This is a genomic window from Pseudomonas graminis (assembly GCF_900111735.1).
GTDB lineage: Bacteria > Pseudomonadota > Gammaproteobacteria > Pseudomonadales > Pseudomonadaceae > Aquipseudomonas > Aquipseudomonas graminis.
Window position 1 is genome coordinate 95,772 of the sequence record NZ_FOHW01000015.1, and the last position, 19,501, is coordinate 115,272.

General features: G+C 61.1%; 18 protein-coding genes. 11 read left to right on the forward strand and 7 right to left on the reverse strand.

The window, feature by feature from the left end:
- Positions 1-20: 20 nt before the first annotated feature.
- From BMY98_RS13425 to BMY98_RS13435, 3 genes are read left to right on the forward strand one after another with little or no spacing between them, the layout of a single operon-like run.
- A complete protein-coding gene (locus BMY98_RS13425) occupies positions 21-1,835 on the forward strand; it encodes a sensor histidine kinase (protein WP_074889924.1) in 1,815 nt (604 codons plus the stop codon).
- A complete protein-coding gene (locus BMY98_RS13430) occupies positions 1,832-3,208 on the forward strand; it encodes a sigma-54-dependent transcriptional regulator (protein WP_074889926.1) in 1,377 nt (458 codons plus the stop codon). The genes BMY98_RS13425 and BMY98_RS13430 overlap by 4 nt, the downstream gene beginning before the upstream one ends.
- Complete coding sequence (locus BMY98_RS13435) at positions 3,201-3,668, forward strand: YiiD C-terminal domain-containing protein (RefSeq protein WP_074889928.1); 468 nt, start codon at positions 3,201-3,203, stop codon at positions 3,666-3,668. The genes BMY98_RS13430 and BMY98_RS13435 overlap by 8 nt, the downstream gene beginning before the upstream one ends.
- A 164-nt stretch (positions 3,669-3,832) precedes the next feature.
- Here the strand turns inward: BMY98_RS13435 and cysQ are convergent, their stop codons facing one another.
- Both cysQ and nudE read right to left on the reverse strand, forming a co-directional pair.
- Entirely contained in the window at positions 3,833-4,675 is an 843-nt protein-coding gene (gene cysQ, locus BMY98_RS13440) for a 3'(2'),5'-bisphosphate nucleotidase CysQ (protein ID WP_074889931.1), read from the reverse strand.
- Positions 4,672-5,238: an ADP compounds hydrolase NudE gene (nudE, locus tag BMY98_RS13445; RefSeq protein WP_074889934.1), complete on the reverse strand. Its 567-nt coding sequence runs from the start codon at positions 5,236-5,238 to the stop codon at positions 4,672-4,674. Before nudE ends, cysQ begins: the two co-directional genes overlap by 4 nt.
- A 96-nt stretch (positions 5,239-5,334) precedes the next feature.
- Here nudE and yrfG point away from each other — a divergent pair, with 96 nt between their 5' ends.
- Positions 5,335-5,997: a GMP/IMP nucleotidase gene (yrfG, locus tag BMY98_RS13450; protein ID WP_074889936.1), complete on the forward strand. Its 663-nt coding sequence runs from the start codon at positions 5,335-5,337 to the stop codon at positions 5,995-5,997.
- A gap of 161 nt (positions 5,998-6,158) precedes the next feature.
- Here yrfG and lysM read toward each other — a convergent pair whose 3' ends face one another.
- Complete coding sequence (gene lysM, locus BMY98_RS13455; RefSeq protein ID WP_074889939.1) at positions 6,159-6,605, reverse strand: peptidoglycan-binding protein LysM; 447 nt, start codon at positions 6,603-6,605, stop codon at positions 6,159-6,161.
- A 171-nt stretch (positions 6,606-6,776) separates the two neighbouring features.
- On the opposite strand from lysM, the gene BMY98_RS13460 reads away from it, so the two are divergent.
- From BMY98_RS13460 to BMY98_RS13475, 4 genes are all read left to right on the forward strand, one after another.
- Positions 6,777-7,664 (forward strand): LysR family transcriptional regulator, encoded by an 888-nt coding sequence (locus BMY98_RS13460; RefSeq protein ID WP_074889942.1) that lies wholly within the window; start codon positions 6,777-6,779, stop codon positions 7,662-7,664.
- Positions 7,665-7,758: 94 nt separating this feature from the next.
- Positions 7,759-8,598 (forward strand): formate dehydrogenase accessory sulfurtransferase FdhD, encoded by an 840-nt coding sequence (fdhD, locus tag BMY98_RS13465; protein WP_074889944.1) that lies wholly within the window; start codon positions 7,759-7,761, stop codon positions 8,596-8,598.
- 2 nt (positions 8,599-8,600) lie between these two features.
- Positions 8,601-10,931, forward strand: coding sequence for an FdhF/YdeP family oxidoreductase (locus tag BMY98_RS13470; protein ID WP_175514167.1), 2,331 nt, complete (start codon positions 8,601-8,603; stop codon positions 10,929-10,931).
- Between the two features lie 305 nt (positions 10,932-11,236).
- Positions 11,237-11,698 carry a glycine zipper domain-containing protein gene (locus tag BMY98_RS13475; RefSeq protein WP_037016408.1) on the forward strand — a complete coding sequence of 154 codons (462 nt, stop codon included), beginning with the start codon at positions 11,237-11,239 and terminating at the stop codon, positions 11,696-11,698.
- A 70-nt stretch (positions 11,699-11,768) separates the two neighbouring features.
- Here BMY98_RS13475 and BMY98_RS13480 read toward each other — a convergent pair whose 3' ends face one another.
- A complete protein-coding gene (locus BMY98_RS13480; protein WP_074889950.1) occupies positions 11,769-12,197 on the reverse strand; it encodes an acyl-CoA thioesterase in 429 nt (142 codons plus the stop codon).
- Between the two features lie 52 nt (positions 12,198-12,249).
- The gene (locus tag BMY98_RS13485) at positions 12,250-14,181 is read right to left on the reverse strand and encodes a RecQ family ATP-dependent DNA helicase (protein WP_074889952.1); all 1,932 of its coding nucleotides are present in this window, start codon (positions 14,179-14,181) and stop codon (positions 12,250-12,252) included.
- Between the two features lie 244 nt (positions 14,182-14,425).
- Here BMY98_RS13485 and BMY98_RS13490 point away from each other — a divergent pair, with 244 nt between their 5' ends.
- From BMY98_RS13490 to BMY98_RS13500, 3 genes are all read left to right on the forward strand, one after another.
- Positions 14,426-15,232, forward strand: coding sequence for a hypothetical protein (locus BMY98_RS13490; RefSeq protein ID WP_074889955.1), 807 nt, complete (start codon positions 14,426-14,428; stop codon positions 15,230-15,232).
- A 33-nt stretch (positions 15,233-15,265) separates the two neighbouring features.
- Entirely contained in the window at positions 15,266-15,949 is a 684-nt protein-coding gene (locus BMY98_RS13495) for a hypothetical protein (RefSeq protein WP_245760061.1), read from the forward strand.
- Between the two features lie 96 nt (positions 15,950-16,045).
- A complete protein-coding gene (locus BMY98_RS13500; RefSeq protein WP_074889958.1) occupies positions 16,046-16,765 on the forward strand; it encodes a hypothetical protein in 720 nt (239 codons plus the stop codon).
- A 61-nt stretch (positions 16,766-16,826) separates the two neighbouring features.
- Here BMY98_RS13500 and BMY98_RS13505 read toward each other — a convergent pair whose 3' ends face one another.
- The gene (locus BMY98_RS13505; protein ID WP_074889961.1) at positions 16,827-18,368 is read right to left on the reverse strand and encodes a phosphoenolpyruvate carboxykinase; all 1,542 of its coding nucleotides are present in this window, start codon (positions 18,366-18,368) and stop codon (positions 16,827-16,829) included.
- Between the two features lie 191 nt (positions 18,369-18,559).
- Positions 18,560-19,462, reverse strand: a complete 903-nt coding sequence (gene hslO / locus BMY98_RS13510) for an Hsp33 family molecular chaperone HslO (protein ID WP_074889964.1) — start codon at positions 19,460-19,462, stop codon at positions 18,560-18,562.
- Positions 19,463-19,501: the final 39 nt, after the last annotated feature.

Consider the following 19,501-nt stretch of genomic DNA (forward strand, 5'->3'; position numbering starts at 1 on the left):
ACGAACCCACCGGCGATCCCATGATCAGCACTAACGCCCTTCCCCGCCGTCCCCGCTGGCGCAGCCTTGCCCTGCTGGCGCTGATCCTCGCCCCACTGTTGTGGCCGCTCGAACGCCTGGCCGAGCACTACTACCGCAATGAGCTGCTGAGCCAGAATCGCCAGACCCTCGACCTGTACGTCGCCAACCTGCTGGGTACGTTGCACCGCTATGAGGTGCTGCCGCAGATTCTTGGGGACCTGCCCGGCCTGCGCGCCATGCTGGCGAACCCGCAGGACAAACACGCCCAGGCCCAGGCGAACGTGCTGCTGATGAACACCGCCAGGCAGACCGGCGCCGAGGTGATTTACCTGATGGCGCCCAATGGCGACACCCTCGCGGCGTCGAACTGGGACAAACGCGACAGTTTCATAGGTCGCAACTTCGCCTTCCGCCCGTATTTCAGCAACGCCATGGCCGGCAACCTAGGCCGCTTTTTCGGCTTGGGCACGACGTCGGCCAAACGCGGCTACTTCTTCGCTGCCGCCGTGCGCGATGGCGACGCGGTGATCGGTGTGCTGGTGGTCAAAGTCGACCTGGACCTCACCGAAACGCTGTGGGGCAAAACGCCGGAGCAGTTGCTCGTCACCGACCACAACGGCGTGGTGATCCTGACCTCCAACCCCAACTGGCGTTTCCGCGCCACGCGGCCGCTCAGCGAGGAAGAAAAACAGGCCATCGTCGCCATCCAGCCCTACCCGACCCGCGACCCGCGCCCGCTGCAGCTGGATGAAAACGGTTGGCTGACGCAAACCCAGCAGATCGACGAAACCGGCTGGAGCGTCAGCATCCTTGCACCCAAGGTGCTCCTCTCGAGGCCGGTGCGAACGGTCGTGGCGATTGGCGGCGCGGCGTTGCTGGTGTTGATGTTGCTGCTGGGTCTCATGATGCAGCGCCGGCGGCATTATCTGGATCGCATCAACTTCGAGGCCAAGGCGCGCCGTGAACTGGAAGTGCGAGTCGCCGAGCGGACCTGTGACCTTGAAGGCGTCAATCAGCGGCTGCGCCAGGAAGTCCTCGAGCGCGAGCAGGCGCAGCAAGAACTGTTTCGCGCCCAGGACGAACTGGTTCAGGCCGGCAAGCTGTCTGCGCTGGGCACGATGTCGGCGAGCATCAGCCATGAACTCAACCAACCGCTGGCGGCGATTCGCAGTTACGCCGAGAACGCCGAGGTGCTGCTCGATCACCAGCGCACCGAAGACGCACGCGGCAATCTCAAGCTGATCAGCGAACTCACCGGACGCATGGCGTCGATCATTGCGCACCTGCGCGCCTTTGCCCGGCGCGACCGCCATGCACCTGAAAGCGTGGCGTTGCAGCCGGCGCTGGACGATGCGCTGGCCCTGCTCGCCAAGCGTCGACGCGGAATGGAGGTGGAGCTGATTCGTGACCTGCCCGCCGCGACCTTGTGGGTCCAGGCCGGCGAGACGCGCCTGCGTCAGGTGCTGGGCAATCTGCTGGCGAATGCACTGGATGCACTGACCGAGAAGGGCCCGCCGCGCAAATTGTGGATCAGTGCCGAGTACAACGCCGAGGGCGTCAATCTGTTCATCCGCGACAACGGCCCGGGGTTTTCCAAAGAGGCACTGGAGCACGCCCGCGAGCCGTTTTTCACCACCAAGACGCGAACCCAAGGCCTAGGCCTGGGCCTGGCGATCTGCGATACGCTGATGCGCGCACTCGGCGGCGAGCTGTTGTTCGCCAATCACCCGGAAGGCGGCGCGCTGCTCACGTTGCGGATGCGCACCGGCGCCTCGGGCGTCAACCTTCAACCGTCTGAGGACTTATCTGCATGAGCACCGACGCCATCGACAGCCGCATTCAGGTGGTGCTGATCGACGACGATCCGCACCTGCGCCAGGCGCTGAGCCAGACGCTGGATCTTGCCGGCCTGAAAATCTTGCCGCTGAGCGATGCCAAAGGCCTGCAAGCGCGCATCGAACGGGACTGGCCGGGCGTCATCGTCAGTGACATTCGCATGCCGGGCATCGATGGCCTCGAATTGCTCAATCAGCTGCACGCTCAGGATCCTGAGCTGCCGGTGCTGTTGATCACCGGCCACGGCGACGTGCCGCTGGCGGTGCAGGCCATGCGGGCGGGTGCCTACGATTTTCTGGAAAAACCCTTCGCCAGCGACGCACTGCTCGACAGCGTGCGGCGCGCATTGGCGCTGCGCAGGCTGGTGCTGGACAACCGCAGCCTGCGCCTTGAGCTCAGCGATCGTCAGCAACTGAGTACGCGACTGGTGGGGTTGTCCGCCCCCATTCAGCGCCTGCGCGATCAGATCGGCGCGCTGGCCGCCACCAAGGCCGACGTGTTGATTCTCGGTGAAACCGGTGCCGGCAAGGAAGTGGTCGCCCGCGCCCTTCACGATTTGTCCAATCGCAGAAACGGTCCGTTTGTGGCCATCAACGCAGGGGCGCTGGCCGAGTCGGTGGTGGAAAGCGAGCTGTTCGGCCACGAATCGGGGGCTTTTACCGGCGCGCAAAAGCGTCGCATCGGCAAGTTCGAATTCGCCAATGGCGGCACGCTGTTTCTGGATGAAATCGAAAGCATGAGCATGGACGTTCAGGTCAAGCTGCTGCGCTTGCTGCAAGAGCGCGTGGTCGAGCGCCTGGGCGGCAATCAGCAGATCCCGCTGGACATCCGGGTGATCGCGGCCACCAAGGAGGACCTGCGTCAGGCGGCGGATCAAGGGCGTTTCCGGCCCGACTTGTATTACCGCCTCAACGTCGCGCCGTTGCGCATTCCGCCGCTGCGCGAGCGTGGCGAAGATGCGCTGGTGCTGTTCCAGCATTTCGCTGACACCGCCAGTTTGCGCCACGGCCTGCCACGCCATGAACTGCAGCCGGGGCATCGGGCTCTGCTGCTGCGCCACACCTGGCCGGGCAACGTGCGTGAACTGCAGAATGCCGCCGAGCGTTTCGCCTTGGGCCTTGAGCTGGAACTGGAAGGCGCCGCGCAGCCGGATCTGGTGGCATCCAACGGCGGGCTGAGCGAACAGGTCGAAGCGTTCGAGCGGGCGTTGATCGCCGCCGAACTGACCCGCCCGCACAGCTCGGTCCGCAGCCTCGCCGAGGCGTTGGGTCTGCCACGCAAAACCTTGCACGACAAGCTGCGCAAGCACGGACTGACCTTCAACGGCGCGGGGTCAGACGACAATGACTGACCTGCAACGCTTGTCCGCTGAAGACCTGGAAGCGGTGCTGCACCGGGACATTCCGCTCACCCGGGAGATGGGCATCAAGGTGCTGGGCTGGCGAGACCACCAGCTTCGTCTGCATCTGCCATTGGCCCCGAACGTCAATCACAAGAACACCCTGTTCGGCGGCAGCCTGTATTGCGGCGCGGTACTGGCGGGCTGGGGTTGGCTTTATTTGCGGCTCAAGGAAGCCGGGATCGAAGACGGGCACATCGTGATTCAGGACGGCCAGATCAGCTATCCCCTGCCAGTGACCCGTGATGGCGTCGCCATTTGCGACGCACCGGATGAAGCGAGCTGGGACAAATTCCTCAAGCTCTACCAACGCCGAGGCCGCGCACGACTGGCGCTGCACACCCGGATCGTGGCTGAAGGATCAGAAGAGACGGCAGTGGAATTCGTCGGGCAGTTCGTGCTGCATCGCTGAACACATCCTTCCACCTGTAGGAGCGTGGCTTGTCCCGCGATCGATCGCGAAGCGGTCGCAAATCCGATCGGTGCAATTCGCTCTGGAAAACCCAGCGCTGCATCTGCGACGACTGCGTCGCCGATCGCGGGACAAGCCACGCTCCTACGAGGGAACCGAAAGCTTCAGGTCAGCGCCAGCGCCAGCAACGCGTCGCGCCACGTGGCTTCCCCCGGTAGCGCCAGGAAGTACGAATTCAGCAGCGTCTCGCGTGCCGGATAATCAAACGTCGTGCCGTCCAGGTTCAACACCACGCCGCCCGCGCCTTCCACCACACCTTGGGCTGCGGCGGTGTCCCACTGAGAAGTGGGTGCCAGACGCGGGTAGCAATCGGCGGCCCCTTCGGCGAGCAGGCAAAACTTCAGCGAGCTGCCAATACTGGTCAGTTCCAATTCACCTACCACTTCCGACAAACCGGCCAGCAACTTCTGTTGCTCGGGGCTGGAGTGACGACGGCTGGCGACTACCGTGAATGCTTCCCCAACGCCTGGCTCATTGCGCACGCTGATCGGCGCCAGATGCTGAGAGTCGTTACTGCGCCACGCACCAAGGCCGGCGCCACCGAAATAGCAGCGGTTGTTGGTCGGCATCGATACCACGCCAAACACCACGCGACCGTTCTCGATCAGCGCCACGTTGACGGTGAACTCTTCACTGCCGGCAATGAATTCCTTGGTGCCATCCAGAGGGTCCACCAACCACCAGCGTTGCCACTGACTGCGTTCGCTCAACGGGATGTTCGCATCCTCTTCGGAGAGGATGTGAATGGTCGGATCCAGCGCCTTGAGGCCCGCCACCAACAGCTCATGGGCGGCCAGGTCAGCGGCCGTGACAGGTGAGTCGTCCGACTTGACCGCGACCTCCACGCCGGAGCGCCAGAACGGGAGAATGACTTCCCCTGCCTGGCGGCAAAGCTCGATCACGGGGGCAAGCAGCGGGTGTGGCAATTGGGAAAATGTCGGGTTCATGGCAGGAAATCCCCACGCTCGGCCAGCAGGTCGCGGGCAAGGTATAACGCAGCCAGCGCGCGCCCCTCAGTGAACTGCGGGTTCTGAACCAGAGCGGAAAGCTCGCGCAGATTGACCTTGTCCACACGCATCGGCTCAGGCTCGTCGCCGGGCAGCGTTTCTTCATACAAATCAGTGGCCAGCACGACCTGAATTTTCTGGCTCATGTAGCCGGGCGAAAGCGACAGCTCGGTCAGGTGCACCAAGGTCCGCGCGCCATAACCAGCTTCTTCCTTGAGCTCGCGATTGGCGGCGGCCAGCACGTCTTCGCCTGGTTCGATCAAGCCCTTGGGCAGCGAAAGCTCGTACTGGTCAGTGCCGCCGCAGTATTCCTCGATCAGCACGGCGTGATCCGCATCGAGCATGGCCACGATCATCACCGCGCCGTAGCCACTGCCGCTGCCGACCAGCCGCTCGTAGGTACGCTCGACGCCGTTGGAGAAGCGCAATTGCACTTCTTCAACGCGGAACAGACGGCTGCTCGCGACGATTTCGCGAGAGAGGACGGTAGGTTTCTGCTGCATGACGAGCTCCTTGGCGTAGACGGGGTACTATACCGTGGCTTTTGCGGATGTCTTCGCCGCAAACCCACGCGACTCATCCAACGCCGAGAGACCTGTATGCCTTCTTTGCCCTGGCGCGATATCGACACCGTTCTGCTGGATATGGACGGCACGCTGCTCGACCTGCATTTCGACAATCACTTCTGGCTGGAGCATCTGCCCAGGCGCTATGCCGAGGTACACGGGGTCAGCGTGGCGATGGCGCACATGGAGCTGATGCCGCTCTTCGAAAAAAATGCAGGCACCCTCAACTGGTACTGCACCGATTTCTGGAGTTCGGAGCTGAACCTCCCGGTGAAAGACCTGAAGGTAGAAATCGCCCACCTCATCGCCTTGCGCCCCGACGCCGAGACGTTTCTGGCCGCCATCAAACAGGCCGGAAAGCGGGTAATCATGATCACCAACGCTCACCGCGACTCGCTGTCGCTGAAGATGGAAAGACTGGAACTGGCGCCTTACTTCGAGCGCTTGATCAGCTCCCACGACTATGGCTACCCCAAGGAAAACCCGCAGTTTTGGGACGCGCTGCAAGACGACATCAAGTTCGATCCGGCGCGCAGTCTGTTCATTGACGACACCTTACCGATCTTGCGCAGCGCAGGACGATACGGGATCGGTCATTTGCTGGCAGTGCGTGAGCCGGACAGCCGCAAAGGCCCGAAGGACACCGAAGAATTCGAAGCAGTTGAAGACTATCGGACGTTGATACAAGGTTTATGAGCACTGCAAAACAACTGTAGGAGCGCGCTTGCCCGCGAAAGATTCGTACACCCGATGCAGATCAGCCGGATGTACGATTTTTCGCGGGCAAGCGCACTCCTGCAATCAATCACCGTACAGCCAATAAAATTACCGAACGCCGTACGGTCAATACAACAGGATTACTCAGGAATACGCAGAACCTGACCTGGGTAGATCTTGTTCACGTCTTTCAGCATCGGCTTGTTGGCGTCGAAGATTTTCTGATACTTGTTGGCATCACCATATACACGCTTGGAGATCGCGCTAAGCGTGTCACCGCTCTCAACGGTGACGAACTTCGCAGCGGCAACGGCAGGTGCGCCAGCGGCAACAGTCAGCTGATCATCGACGCTACCAACGCCGGAAATGTTGCCGGCAGCCAGTACGACCTTCTCTTTCTCTTCCTGACTGGAGACTTCGCCCGTCAAGGTGATCTTGTCGCCGTCGACCGTTGCATGAACGTTGGGATTGCCCAACCCGACAGACTCGATGTGCTTTTTAAGCTCATCGCTGGCGTTGGCGTTTCCTGGGGTGAGCAGGTCGATAAGCTTCTCGCCGGCTTCCTTCACAAAACTGAACAGACTCATGGGTTACTCCTTGGTGTCGTCGTAGTGTCGTTGTGGTTTCCCGCGCAACATCTATTCCGCTGACATTGCCCGACAAAGCTCCGACCCGATGCCCCGTCTCAAGGTTTCAAGCCATTCGACGTTCGGTCGCGATAGACTTCGCCGGGCCAGCCTGTGCCTCAAGGAATGAAGATGGACATTAAACAGCTGAAATTTCTGATCGCCCTCGACGAAACCCGCCACTTCGGGCAGGCAGCTGCGCGCTGCCATATCACGCAGCCGACACTGTCGATGCGGCTGCGCAGCCTGGAAGAAGAGCTGGATCTGCCGCTGGTCAATCGCGGCCAACGCTTCGAGGGATTCACCGCACCAGGCGAACGCGTCCTGGCATGGGCGCGCACGGTGCTGGCGGCCTACGACGGTTTGCAGGCTGAAGCGGCCGCCTGTCGAGGGAATCTGGTCGGCACATTACGGCTGGGCGTGGTGCCGCTGTCCAACTTCGATCCGCTGCCCTTGCTGCAACGCCTGCATTCCCTGCACCCAAACATGCGCTTCGAGCTTTCATCGCTAAGCTCCGAGCAGATTCTCGATCAGCTCGCCAGCAACCGGCTGGACCTCGGGGTTTCGTACCTGGACCGATTGGACTCCGAGCGTTTTGACTCATTGCAGCTGGCCGAAACCCGCATGGGCGTGATGTACGACAAGCGTTATTTCAGTTTTGCCGAAGAGACTTCCAGCTGGGAAAGCCTGACCGAACTGCCCTTGGGCCTGCTCACCAGCGGCATGCACTTTCGGCAATCCATCGATCACAACTTTCACAGTCGAGGCCTTCATCCGCAGCCAATCATCCAGACGGACGCGGTGCATCAGCTGCTGCAGGCGGTTCACGGCGGTTTCTGCTGCGCGATCATGCCGTTGGACGGAGGCCTTGAATCCCTCACCGAGCACCTGCGGCTGCAGCCTATCGAAGAAGCGCAGACCCTGGCCCGGCTCGGCTTGATCATGCGTCGCTCGGCACCGCGTTCGGCCCTGGCTGAAGCCTGCCTGGCGCTGTACCACACCATGATGGAAGGATCTTGATCGACGTCATCTATCGGTGCATCAGTACTAGCGATTAGACGTAATCCGACCGGAGGCCTAGGCTTAAGCCTAATTAATCTGCCGGTCACTCCCGATGCACGCCAAGCACATGGATATCACGGCGCCCGCACAACAACTGCCCGCGCCCGCCGCAAGCCAGTCCTACAGCTATTCAAACCTCGAACACGACGTCAGCGAGCCCAATGTGCTTGCCGAGGAAGTCGCGTTGGCGATTGCCTATAACGGCATCAGTCAGGCCGTCATGCTGGTCACGCCCACTGACCTCGAAGACTTTATCGTCGGCTTCAGCATTGGTAGCGGCCTCATCGAATCACCCGACGAGATCTACGACATCAAGCTCGGTGGCTGCGGCTCTGCGCAGACTGCGGAAGTCGAAATCGCCAGCCGCGCCTTCTGGAACCTGAAGACCCAGCGTCGGCAACTGGCTGGCACCAGCGGTTGCGGACTGTGTGGTGTTGAAGCCGTCGAGCAGGCATTGCCCGAGCTCAACGTGCTGCCCGGCGCGCCTCTTCCCCCCGCCGAGTGGTTGAAAGGCCTGCGCGGGCGCATGGGTGAGTTTCAGCCACTGGGTGAACACTGCGGCGCCGTCCATGCAGCGATGTTCATGGACGCTCGCGGCGAAATTCTCTTAGGTCGTGAAGACATCGGCCGACATAACGCTCTAGACAAGCTGATCGGCGCACTGATTCGCCAGGACATCCCGACCACGGGCGGTCTGGCAATCGTCACCAGCCGCTGCAGTCTGGAACTCATTCAAAAGGTATTACGTGCCGGCATTCAGACCCTTGTCAGCCTGTCATCGCCCACCGGCCTGGCGCTTCAATGGGCCCGACGCCACAACCTCAACCTCATTCATCTGCCTAAACACAGTGCGCCGCGGGTTTACAGTCCTGCGTTGGAGAATCAAGCGTGAGCATGCATAAAGAAGCCGACAAAGTATCGACCCCTCGCTACAAGCCCTACAAAGGGCCGGCCGGCGGATGGGGCGCATTGATCAGCGTCGCCCACTTCTGGCTGACCAGCGACAACGCCCTGAAGAACATCCGCACGATGCTCAAGACCAACCAGAACGGCGGCTTCGACTGCCCGGGCTGCGCATGGGGCGATTCGCCGGAAAGCGGCATGGTCAAGTTCTGCGAGAATGGCGCCAAGGCAGTGAATTGGGAAGCCACCAAGCGCCGCGTCGACGCGTCCTTCTTCGCCCGTTACAGCGTCAGCTCGCTGCTCGAGCAAAGTGATTACTGGCTGGAATACCAGGGCCGCCTGACCGAGCCAATGGTCTACGACGCCCAGAGCGACCGTTACAAGCCGATCGCCTGGGATGACGCCTTCGCGCTGATCGCCAAGCACCTGAACAACCTGCCAAGCCCCAACATGGCCGAGTTCTATACCTCAGGCCGTGCCAGTAACGAAGCAGCGTATCTGTATCAGCTGTTCGTCCGTGCCTTCGGCACCAACAACTTCCCTGACTGCTCGAACATGTGCCACGAGGCCAGCGGCGTTGCTTTGTCGCAAAGCGTGGGCGTCGGCAAAGGCACGGTGACCTTCGAGGACTTCGAGCACGCGGACGCGATTTTCGTCCTCGGCCAGAACCCGGGCACCAACCACCCGCGCATGCTGGAACCGCTGCGTGAAGCGGTCAAACGTGGCGCCCAAGTGGTGTGCGTCAATCCGTTGAAAGAGCGTGGTCTGGAACGTTTCCAGCACCCTCAGCACCCGCTGGAAATGCTGAGCAACGGCTCCGAGCCGACCAACACGGCGTATTTCCGTCCGGCACTGGGCGGCGACATGGCCCTGCTGCGCGGCATGGCCAAGTTCCTGCTGCAATGGGAACGTGAAGCCCAGGCGAACAACGAAGCGTCGGTGTTTGACCATACCTTCCTCAACGAACACACCAATGGCGTGCTGGAATACCTGGCCGCCATCGACGACACCTCGTGGGAATTCATCGTCGAGCAATCCGGGCTGCCACTGAGCGACATCGAACTCGCCGCGCGGATGTACGCCAAAGGCAAGAACGTGATCATGTGCTGGGCGATGGGCATTACTCAGCATCGCCATTCGGTGCCGACCATCCAGGAAGTCTCCAACCTGATGCTGCTGCGCGGCAACATCGGTCGGCCGGGTGCCGGTCTGTGCCCCGTGCGCGGTCACAGCAACGTGCAGGGCGACCGCACGATGGGCATCAACGAGCGTCCACCGGCGTTCTTCCTTGATGCGCTGGAGAAACGTTTCCAGTTCAAAGTGCCGCGTGAAAACGGCCACAACGTCGTCGAAGCGATTCACGCCATGCTCGAAGGCCGCGCGAAAGTCTTTATCGGTCTGGGCGGCAACTTCGCCCAAGCCACCCCGGACAGCCCGCGCACTTTCGAAGCCCTGAGCAACTGCGACCTGACCGTGCAGATCAGCACCAAGCTCAACCGCAGCCATTTGGCCCACGGCAAGGAAGCGCTGATTCTGCCGTGCTTCGGCCGTACCGACATCGACATCCAGGCCGAAGGCCCGCAAGCGGTAACGGTTGAAGACTCGTTCAGCATGGTTCACGCGTCCAACGGTCAGCTCAAACCGCTTTCGCCGCAGATGCGTTCCGAGCCTTCGATCCTGGCGGGTATCGCCAACGCAACGCTGGGCAAGCAGCCGGTGGACTGGCTGTGGCTCGTGGCGGACTACAGCCGCATTCGCGACCTGATCGCCGACACCATTCCGTCGTTCCAGAACTTCAACGAGAAGATCAAGAACCCGGGTGGCTTCTATCTGGGCAACGCCGCAGGCTCCCGTCGCTGGAATACGCCAAGTGCGCGCGCCAACTTCAAGGCGAACATACTGCCAAGCGACCTGGTGCACGAAAGCATCCGCGGGACAGGCATCGTGCCGGACCTGATCATGCAGTCGATGCGTTCTCACGATCAGTACAACACCACCATCTATGGCCTGGACGACCGTTATCGCGGCGTGAAAGGTCAGCGTGACGTGATGTTCGTAAACGAGGCCGACATCATCCGTCTGGGCTTCGTACCCGGTCAGAAGGTGGACATCGTGTCGATCTGGGGCGATGCCATCGAGCGCCGCGTGAAGGGCTTCACGCTGCTGCCGTTCGACATTCCGGCCGGCCAGGCTGCGGCGTATTACCCGGAAGTGAACCCGCTGGTACCGCTGGAAAGCGTGGGCGACGGCAGCAGCACGCCAACGTCCAAGTTCGTCGCGATCAAGCTGGAAAGGCATGCGGAGACCGCGCGGATTATTTGATCTGCGCATGTCCTGCAGGAGTGAGCTTGCTCGCGAAGGGGATCTTTCAACCGCTGGATAGTCAGCGGATGTGCCGACCCTCATCGCAAGAAAGCTCACCCCCCCTCGCAGCTACAAAAAAAGGCCCGAATCGCGAGATTCGGGCCTTTATCAAGTAGCGTATGACTCATTACCCTGGCCTAGGTTCCCGAGCCAAAACAATAAGTTAGCGTTTTGTATACAGGTCGTGCTATTCGTCGGATTTAGATTGTGACATTTTCTTCATGATCGCAGGATCGCGGCGTCATCCCTATGAGCATACATACATGAAGTATTCCTCGATTCTGTTGTTGTCGTTCTCACTGGTCAGCGGTTTTGCCTCAGCAGGCGATAACGTGACGGCCGGCGTGGGCGGCGCATTGGGTGGGGTACTCGGCTCCGTCGTTGGCCAGCAGGTCGGCGGCAGCACAGGTTCGGCAATCGGTGCCGGCCTTGGCGGCGCGGCCGGTGGCGCAGTGGGCGCCAACCGCCGGAACCGTACCGAAGCCGCCATCGGCGGCGGCCTGGGTGCCGCTGGCGGTAACGTGATCGGTCGCAGCGTCGGTGGTAGCACCGGCAGTTTGATCGGCGCAGCAGCAGGCGGCGGCGCGGGCGGCGCACTTGGTAACTACATGGGCGACGAAAGCCGCCGTGACGACGATCGAGGCCGTGGCTACCGTGGCGATCGCCGCGACTACAAACACGGTCGCGGTCACGCGTACGGTCACCGCAAGCACCATCGTGACTGATACCGTCGAGTCCGACTCGCGCACCTGACCCTGTGAACACCGGCCGCCCATGAAGCGGCCGGTTTCATTTTCAGACCACCAAACGCTCAAGGGCCTGCCGCAATCCCGGCGGGATCGGCACCGGCTGATTGGACGCCCGATCCACGAACACATGCACGAAGCGACCTGCCGCCCGCGCCTCGTCTTCCCCCGCCTTGAACACCGCCAGCTCATATTGCACAGAGCTGTTGCCCAGCTTGCCGACCCGCAGCCCGACCTCGACCCGCTCCGGATAAGCAATCGACGCAAAATAATCGCACGACGAACTCACCACAAAGCCCACCACCTCACCGTCATGGATATCCAGCCCGCCCTGTTCGATCAGGTAGGTATTCACGGCGCTGTCGAAGAAGCTGTAGTAGGTGACATTGTTGATATGGCCGTACACATCGTTGTCGTGCCAGCGCGTCACGATCGGCTGGAAGTGGCGGTAGTCGGCGCGCTGCGGGGTGTCGTTCATGTGGCTCCCTCCGGTTGTCTGTCGTTTTTTCCGCTCACGAAATCCGTGACTGCTATTGAATCTGGCCCTGAATCCATTCACGCACCTGGGCGTACGGATACGCCTCCAGCGCCGCGAACCCGCCGATGTGCCGGGCCTTTAGCCGGGTAAACATCGGCACGCTGATCCCACAGAGAAACCGCGTCAGGCACTCAGCGCCCGGCTCATGCCCTCGAACCTCAAGGTGCTTGCCGACGAACTCGCTGCACAGGTCCGCGAAGTCCTGCTCGCTCAACGGTGTCAGGGCTGGCGGCTCGGGGAGCACCGCCACATGCCCCTCGCACACCGAGCAATGGCCACAATGCTCGGGCGCACGCTCGTCGCCAAAGTACTGGGCCAGACGATGACTGAGGCACTGCTCGCTGGCGAACAGCTCCAGCATCGCGTGGATGCGCGCGACTTCGGTCTTTTCGTGGTGGACGAAGTAATCATGCAGCTCTTCGCTCAGAGCCTGTGCGTCGAAGTCGGCGGCGATCAGGCTGTAGACCTCGGTCATCTGCTTGCTTTCAAGTTCGATCCAGCCCTTCTCCTGAAAGAAATCCAGCGCCGTCACAACGCGCCCGCGCTCGGCCTGATACTGCTGATACATCGCGTCGAAGTTGACGGTTGCCCAAGTGCGCGCCCGGCTTGAGGTCTCGGTCAGCGCCTGCACGAATTCCCGTCGTTCGCCCTGAAAGCGCTGCACCAGCACTTGCGGCTCGATCAGGTATTTGAACCGGTATTCCGCGAAATACGAATAACGCGGCGCAATGATCCCGCGCAGTTCCAGCTGCACGAGCAGCGTCTTGAGCGGCAGTTGGCGGATGTTGCTGAGGTCCGACAAGGGCGCCAGCAGAAACTCCCACTGACTGTCATTACGCGCGCCTTGCAGATCTTCCAGCACCAACCGGATGCCTTCCTGCTCCGGTGTGTCGCCGTACACGAAGTTCTCCAGGACGTTCAGGCTGTCGCGATTGGCCAGCACCAGACAATCAGACGTCGCCCCGTCCCGGCCCGCACGCCCGATCTCCTGGCTGTAGTTCTCGATGGATTTGGGCAAATCGAAATGCACGACGTTGCGGATGTCGCTCTTGTCGATGCCCATCCCGAAAGCGATCGTGGCGACGATGCAGTTCAGACGCCCGTCCATGAACTGGCGCTGGATCGACTCGCGTTTATCGTGAGGCAGGCCCGCATGGTAGGCGTACGCCGGGATGCCGTTTTGAGACAAATGAGCCGCCACGAACTCGGCGGTCTTCTGCAGCGTGACGTAGACAATGCTCGGCTGCCCGGCCCGCTCCCCGAGCCACTCCACCAGACGCCTGCGCTTGTCACGGCCTGCAACGGGCTCAACTCGCAGCGTGAGGTTGGGTCGGTAGAAGCCGGTCGTCACCACATCGTCCGGCGCGATGCCGAACTTGCTCTGCATGTCATCGATGACTTGAGGCGTCGCGGTCGCCGTCAGCAGCAGCGCCTGGGGAATATTGAACTCGCGCTGATAGTCAGGGAGCTTGAGGTAATCGGGCCGGAAGTTGTGGCCCCACTCGGAGATGCAGTGCGCCTCGTCGACGACCAGCAGGGAAATCGGCACCTGCGTGATGAAGTGCCGGAAGCGCTCGTTCTTCAGGCGCTCGACGGAAATCATCAGGATTTTCAGCTCACCTGAGCGCGCCCTGGTCATGACATCGGCGACGTCATCGCGGCTCTGCGCCGAGTCGATGCTCGCCGCCGCAATGCCATGACGCTGAAGGAAAGCCAGTTGGTCCTGAATCAGCGCCAACAATGGTGACACCACCAGCGTTAGATGCGGCAGCAGCAGTGCCGGCAGCTGATAGCAGAGGGATTTACCGGAACCTGTGGGAAATATCGCTGCGGCGGAGCGACCCGCCAACACCGCACTGATGGCGGCCTCTTGCCCGGCGCGAAACTGCCGATAACCGAAAACCTGCTCGAGGGTTTGATGCATGTGCTGCCACTCCTTTGACCGTCGCAAGGGCATGAACCATAGCGCGGTGGGTCCGGGCGCAATACACCTAAACCATTACAGAAATATCGGACAGGATACATCCCGGACACGAACACCGCGCGCAATGCTGGCAAAACGTCATGCCGAGGATTAATCTCGCGCGACGCCTATTCAAGCGCTGCACGTCAGACGCCACGGTCGACGGCAAACCGGTCGACAGCACAAGATTCGCCAAGGAGAGGCAATGCAATCCACGCCACAGCCCGAGGATGACGGGCTCACCATGCAACGGCTGGCGCCCGGTCAGTTCGACGTTGTCCTCGGCTCCCATCCCGCCCGGCGCACTGCTGGATCCGGGAATGGCAACTGGCCGTTGAGTAGCGTTCTGATCTGCCTCGCGCTGCTGATCGCAATTATCTTTCTGATCGCCCAGATGTTTCGCACACCCAAGCCGGTAGCGACGGTCATCCCCGCCCCGCCCATCGCGGAAGTCGTCAGCGAGCCCGATCCGATACAACCCGCTGCCCAAGTGCGTAACGTCGAACAAGTCGTTTATATCGCCCCCAAGGCTGATGTCTCGCAGCCCGCCACACCGCGGCCGCTCGACACCTGCCTGAAAGACGGCAACGTCATTGACCGGGATGTCATCAACTGCCGCTTCGGCGAGGCACAGGCCAACGACGGCCATACCGCTCGCCCCCAAGGCATGGTTTCAGACCGCTACCTCGCCAACTACAAGACCGTCGCCGCCAAGCCCAAACCCGAGACCGCGCGACGCTATGAAGTGGCAGGCGTGTTCATCCGTGAAATTGACGGCCGCAATCGCTACGAAGCCCGCTATCGCATCTACAACAATCACGTCGAGGTCAGCAGCGTGTGCATGAACTTCCTCGTCGACAGCGTGGAGCACCGCGAATGCCGCCGCGCCGCTGCGCCGTACTTCAAAGACATGTGCAGCGACTGGAGCAAACGCGTCGCCAAAGACAAGACTGACAAGAACAAACTGGCGCAAGAGCAATATTGCGAAGCCGCTCGGACGTATCAGCCTTGATTTCACGTTTTCTCGCTGGAAGGGCCAGACCGGATGAAGCATGACCCGGACGACTGGATGCGCGGCGAGCCCTTGAGGGCTGACGAGCTCCGGCCCCGGAGTCGCGTCGTTGCCAGCTCGACGCTGTACCGCAATGTTTTCCTGCTGATGGTCATACTTGCCGGCTGCGCTTACTTCTTCCTGCATGAGCGCCGTCCCGAACAGACTGCGCCTCCGGTCCCCCGCGATCTTGAGGTCAGGCAAACACCTGCCGAACCGTCCCGCACCACCCCGCAAGCGCGGGCTGCCATCCCGCAGCCCCTGGCGGACTGCATCAAGGACGGCAACGTCATTGACGAGTCCGTCGTGCGTTGCCGCTTCGGCCAACACCCGGAACCCCGCGATGACCCGCAAGCTCAGGGCATGGTTTCTGCGGCGTACCTGGCACAGTTCAAAGCGGGGCAACAGCGGGTCGCCAGACAGCACCAGCAGTTCAGCGAAACCAGGCTTGTCCAGCAGTGGGACGGCAAAGCCTGGTACACCGCGCAATGGCTGGTTGTGGATAATCAGATCGACAGCACCAGCGTCTGCGCAAACCTGCGGCGCGGCTCGATCGAGTTCCGGGAGTGCCGCAAAGGCGCGAAAATCTGGTTCCGGGATGAGTGCCGCAAAGGCGGCGATGACGCTTCCCATCAGCGCTATTGCAGCGCAGCGAGCGGCTTCAACCCGATGGGCTAGCAACTTTTTACGCGACGTTGCGATCCTCCCTCCGAATTCATGGTCATACCTTTCGCCAAGCAGAGGCTTTCACGCCGATCACTTCAGGAAGACCCCATGATTCACACCCGTTACCTCCCGTTCTTGCTCGCTGCCACGATTGCCACCCTTGCGGGGTGCGGCGACAACGACGCCGACAAACCCGCTCCGGCCACTGCCGACGCGCGTGGCTTGTCGAAGTCAATGACGGTGGACGTGAGCGGCGCTCTCAATCTGCACTACCAGGCGACCGGGGATCAGGTAGCCGTTGGCTTCCTGCCCGGCAAATTGCCCGGCTCCAACTGGCTGACACTGAGCGCGGACCAGGAAGCCGAAGGCGACCGTAATGAGGTGAGCATCGGGCCGATCCTCGGGTTCTCTTTCGACAACCCTGATCAGGAGAAGAAAGCGATCATGTTTCAGGGTGGCCGCGTCGAAGTTGCCCACGATGAAAACAGCGCATCCTACGACACCGGTTCGTACTATCAGTATTTCGATGCGGACAAAGGCGGCAACAATAGCAACGTTCAGCTCGTCTTCAGCAAGATCGAGAAACTCACCTCTCCCAATAAACTGCTCGACCGCTACCGGTTGATTGGTACGTTTCAGTTCAACGCGGCGCTGTCCCCTGAACAGCCCACCGACGAATGCACACGGGAAGCCGCTGCGTACGCGGCCGAGCACGGCGAACGCCATCCGGGGTTCGACGCGAAGCTGTGTAATGCGAAGAGCGTTGTGGCTAAGGGCAGCTTCGACATCACCCAGGACTTTCCGGTGACGACGAAGGCTGACGGCTAGCTATCGAGCAGGTATAAAAAAACCGCCCCGAAGGGCGGTTTCTTTTTAGCAGGTTCCGATTTTACAGCTTCGGACCCGCTGCCTTGATCGCATCGCTCACTTCGAATTTCTTGAAGTTCTCGATGAACAGGCCGGCCAGTGCTTTGGCTGCTTCGTCGTACGCGGCTTTATCAGCCCAGGTGTTGCGCGGGTTGAGCAGGCCGGTTTCGACGCCTGGCACGGAGGTCGGGACGTCCAGGTTGACGGTGTCGAGGTGCTCGGTTGCTGCACCGATCAACGCGCCGCTCTGAATGGCCGCGATAACGCCGCGGGTAGTCGGAATGTTGAAGCGTTTGCCGACACCGTAGCCGCCGCCGGTCCAGCCGGTGTTGACCAGGTAGACCTTGGAGCCGAAACCGCGGATGCGCTTGATCAGCAGCTCTGCGTATTCGCCCGCCGGACGCGGGAAGAACGGTGCGCCGAAGCAGGTAGAGAACGTCGACTTGATGCCGGCGCCAGAACCCATTTCAGTGGAGCCAACCAGTGCGGTGTAACCCGACAGGAAGTGGTAGGCCGCTTGTTCTTCGCTGAGGATCGACACCGGTGGCAGCACGCCGGTCAGGTCGCAGGTCAGGAAGATCACCGCGTTTGGCTCGCCGCCCAGGTTCTTCTCGGAACGCTTTTCAACGTGTTCGAGCGGGTAAGCGGCGCGGCTGTTCTGGGTCAGGCTGCTGTCGGCGTAGTCGGCATGACCGGCTGCGTCCAGCACCACGTTTTCCAGCACGGCGCCGTGCTTGATGGCCTTCCAGATGACCGGCTCGTTCTTCTCGGAGAGGTCGATGCACTTGGCATAGCAACCGCCCTCTATGTTGAAGACAACGCCTTCGCCCCAGCCGTGCTCGTCGTCACCGATCAGGTAACGGGTCTCGTCGGCGGACAGCGTGGTTTTGCCGGTACCGGACAGACCGAAGAACAGCGTTACGTCGCCGTCTTCACCGATGTTGGCCGCGCAGTGCATTGGCAGCACATCGGAAGCCGGCAGCAGGAAGTTCTGCACCGAGAACATGGCTTTCTTCATTTCACCGGCGTAACGCATACCGGCAATGAGGACCTTCTTCTGGGCGAAGTTGATGATGACGCAACCGTCGGAGTTGGTGCCGTCACGCTCAGGCACGCACTCGAAGTTAGCGACGTTGAGCACTTGCCACTCTTCACGACCGGCCGGGTTGTACTGGGCCGGATTGATGAACAGGCAGCGACCGAACAGGTTCTGCCAGGCCGTCTGCGTGGTCATCTTGACCGCAAGGTAGTGATCTTCGGCTGCGCCTACGTGCACGTGGGAAACGAAGTGTTCCTGAGCGTTGTTGAACGCCTCGACACGCGCCCACAGGGCGTCGAACTTGTCCGCCGGGAACTTGCGGTTGATCGGACCCCAGGCGATCGCGGCCTGAGTGGAGGGTTCGTCTACGATGAAGCGGTCGACAGGCGAGCGGCCTGTACGGTGGCCTGTTTCCACGACGAGTGCGCCGGTATCGGACAGCACGCCTTCTTCGCGTTTGAGGGCTTCTTTAACCAGATCGTCGACACTGAGATCGGTGTGAACGGCGTTATTGGCTTGCGTCATGAGATTCCCCGTCGGCTCGATGGCCGAGTGCTCCAAACGTTTTGTAGTAGAAAAACCAACACTACTACAGCTAAAAAGTGGCCGGATTATGCCAGAAAAGCCCAAAAAAGGTAGGGCCCTCCTGTCAGAACTACATGAAGAAGAGTCAAGCGGGCCGGGCGGAAAGCTTTCAGCGCAGGACCCGCACTACATTAATGGCGGGTATCGGAGGGAGTATCTACCCCCCCCCCTGCAAACAGCTGCGCTACATCTGTTGCATCGAACAGATAGCGCTGATTGCAGAACTGGCAGTCGATCTCAACCGCACCGTGATGCTCGATCACCAACTGCTGTGCATCTTCCAGACCAAGACTGACCAACGCATTGCCAGAACGTTCGCGCGAGCAGCTGCAGCGGAACACCAGAGGCTGGACGTCGAACATCCGCACGACGTCTTCGTGGAACAGCCGTTTCAACACGGTTTCGTTGGTCAGGCTGAGCAATTCTTCGGCGGTCAGGGTGTCAACCAGCACATTGACGTGCTGCCAGCTGGCTTCACGCTCATCCTGATCTTTCAGCTTCTCAGCCGGCAGTTGTTGCAGCAGCAGCCCACGTGCGCGTTTGCCGTCGGCCTTGATCCAGAAACGCGTCGGCAATTGCTCCGACATCACAAAGTATTCGGACAGGCAGGCCGACAGGTCGACGCCGTCCAGGCCCACGATGCCCTGATAGCGTTTGCCCTGACGCGGGTCGATGGTCATGGTCAGGTCGCCATTGGGCATCAGGTCGAGCAGCGTGGCGTCCGGTGTGACCAGGGTTTCGTCGTAGCGCGCAATGCCGCGCAGTTCACGCTCGCTGGAGCACTCGACCATCAGCAGCGACACCGGACCAAGCGAACGGGCCTGCAAAACCAGGAGACCGTCGAACTTCAGCGTGCCCACCAGCAGCGCAGCGGCGGCGAGCATTTCGCCGAGCAACTGGGCGACGGGCTCGGGATACGGGTGCTTGGCAAGGACCTCGGCGTAGCTGCGCTCAAGGGCGACGAGCTCGCCGCGCACGTCGCTCTCGTCGAAAATGAAGCGCTGGGTGTAATCGGTATCCGCAAAATCTGACATAAGAGAAGGTATCTGAATGGATGACAAAATGATGACAAG

Excerpts from the sequence above, each read along its gene's own strand:
- BMY98_RS13460 (WP_074889942.1), top strand. The coding sequence starts at position 6,777 with ATGGACATTAAACAGCTGAAATTTCTGATCGCCCTCGACGAAACCCGC.
- BMY98_RS13480 (WP_074889950.1), bottom strand. The coding sequence starts at position 12,197 with ATGAACGACACCCCGCAGCGCGCCGACTACCGCCACTTCCAGCCGATC.
- yrfG (WP_074889936.1), top strand. The coding sequence starts at position 5,335 with ATGCCTTCTTTGCCCTGGCGCGATATCGACACCGTTCTGCTGGATATG.
- BMY98_RS13470 (WP_175514167.1), top strand. The coding sequence starts at position 8,601 with ATGCATAAAGAAGCCGACAAAGTATCGACCCCTCGCTACAAGCCCTAC.
- BMY98_RS13475 (WP_037016408.1), top strand. The coding sequence starts at position 11,237 with ATGAAGTATTCCTCGATTCTGTTGTTGTCGTTCTCACTGGTCAGCGGT.
- BMY98_RS13435 (WP_074889928.1), top strand. The coding sequence starts at position 3,201 with ATGACTGACCTGCAACGCTTGTCCGCTGAAGACCTGGAAGCGGTGCTG.
- BMY98_RS13500 (WP_074889958.1), top strand. The coding sequence starts at position 16,046 with ATGATTCACACCCGTTACCTCCCGTTCTTGCTCGCTGCCACGATTGCC.
- lysM (WP_074889939.1), bottom strand. The coding sequence starts at position 6,605 with ATGAGTCTGTTCAGTTTTGTGAAGGAAGCCGGCGAGAAGCTTATCGAC.
- BMY98_RS13430 (WP_074889926.1), top strand. The coding sequence starts at position 1,832 with ATGAGCACCGACGCCATCGACAGCCGCATTCAGGTGGTGCTGATCGAC.
- BMY98_RS13495 (WP_245760061.1), top strand. The coding sequence starts at position 15,266 with ATGAAGCATGACCCGGACGACTGGATGCGCGGCGAGCCCTTGAGGGCT.
- BMY98_RS13505 (WP_074889961.1), bottom strand. The coding sequence starts at position 18,368 with ATGACGCAAGCCAATAACGCCGTTCACACCGATCTCAGTGTCGACGAT.
- cysQ (WP_074889931.1), bottom strand. The coding sequence starts at position 4,675 with ATGAACCCGACATTTTCCCAATTGCCACACCCGCTGCTTGCCCCCGTG.
- BMY98_RS13425 (WP_074889924.1), top strand. The coding sequence starts at position 21 with ATGATCAGCACTAACGCCCTTCCCCGCCGTCCCCGCTGGCGCAGCCTT.
- hslO (WP_074889964.1), bottom strand. The coding sequence starts at position 19,462 with ATGTCAGATTTTGCGGATACCGATTACACCCAGCGCTTCATTTTCGAC.
- BMY98_RS13490 (WP_074889955.1), top strand. The coding sequence starts at position 14,426 with ATGCAATCCACGCCACAGCCCGAGGATGACGGGCTCACCATGCAACGG.
- nudE (WP_074889934.1), bottom strand. The coding sequence starts at position 5,238 with ATGCAGCAGAAACCTACCGTCCTCTCTCGCGAAATCGTCGCGAGCAGC.
- fdhD (WP_074889944.1), top strand. The coding sequence starts at position 7,759 with ATGCACGCCAAGCACATGGATATCACGGCGCCCGCACAACAACTGCCC.
- BMY98_RS13485 (WP_074889952.1), bottom strand. The coding sequence starts at position 14,181 with ATGCATCAAACCCTCGAGCAGGTTTTCGGTTATCGGCAGTTTCGCGCC.